The sequence below is a fragment of the Mesorhizobium sp. P5_C1 genome, from assembly GCF_054049815.1.
The window spans coordinates 1-1,024 of sequence record NZ_JBFULQ010001099.1; the positions used below are offsets into that span (position 1 = coordinate 1).

Annotated in this window: 1 protein-coding gene; it reads right to left on the bottom strand. The window is 60.3% G+C overall.

Annotated features, from left to right (window positions below; translation table 11 throughout):
* On the bottom strand, positions 1–900 hold a 900-nt coding region (locus ACXJ7R_RS34145; protein ID WP_457155641.1), incomplete at its 3' end, for a DUF1236 domain-containing protein.
* Positions 901–1,024: the final 124 nt, after the last annotated feature.

Here is a 1,024-nt window from a genome sequence, read left to right on the forward strand (position 1 = left end):
CTCCAGGATCGCCACGATCTCGTAGGTGTCCGGATCGACGATGACGATACGTCCGTCGGCCAGCACGAAATACTCGTAGCTTTCATAAGCCGGGACGATCTTGACGATACGGGCCGGCAGCCGATGCAGGCGGATCTTGTGCCGCGGCACCTCGACGCCGACCGAGATGTCGAAGTCGACACTCGCGACCGGCCGGACGTGGGTCTCATGGATGATCTGCGTGATCTGGGTCTTCTGTTCGACCGTCACGTTGTTTATCGAGGCCGTCTTGTTTTGGTCGGTCTGGACGTTAGTGTTGCCCTGGGCGTTCTGCTCGGTGGTTGTACCGGTCTTACCCTGGGCATTCTGCTGAGTCTGCATCTTGGTCGTACCCTGGGCGTTCTGCTCAGTGGTGGTGCCGATCTTGCCCTGGGCGTTATGCTCGGTGGTTGTGCCGGTCTTGCCCTGGGCATTCTGCTCAGTGGTCTTCATCTTGGTCTTGCCCTGGGCCTGCTCGTTCATCTTCGAACCCTTCGGGCAGTTTGCCATGCCAGTCTGGCACTTGGCCGTATCGTGAGCCTGCTCCTCGGTCTTGGTGCCAGCCTGACCTTTGGCCTGCTCAGTGGTCTTCATGTTGGTTTTGTCCTGGGCCTGCCGCTCGGTGCTGGTATCTRCCTTGCCCTGGGCCTGCTGATCGGTCTTCACCTTGGCCTTACCCTGCGCCTGCTCCTCGGTGTTGGCGCCGGCCTTGCCCTGGGCATTCTGCTCCGTCTGCGATTTCATCTTGCCCTGGGCCTGCTCGCCCGTCTTGCCGCCCTTCTGGCAGTCGGCCTGGCCGGCGGCACAATTGTCGCCTCCGCTCGGTTGTGCGGATTCGGTCTGCGCCATCGCGGCGCCGCAACCGACGCCGAGCGCGATCATGCTCGTGATCAGAAGATGTTTCATCTGATTTCTCCTCGAAAACCGGTCCCTTCACTCTGATAAATCCCGGGCGAAAGGCATTGTTCCGAATTTGTGCGCAAACCCCGGTGACATTTTGTGGACG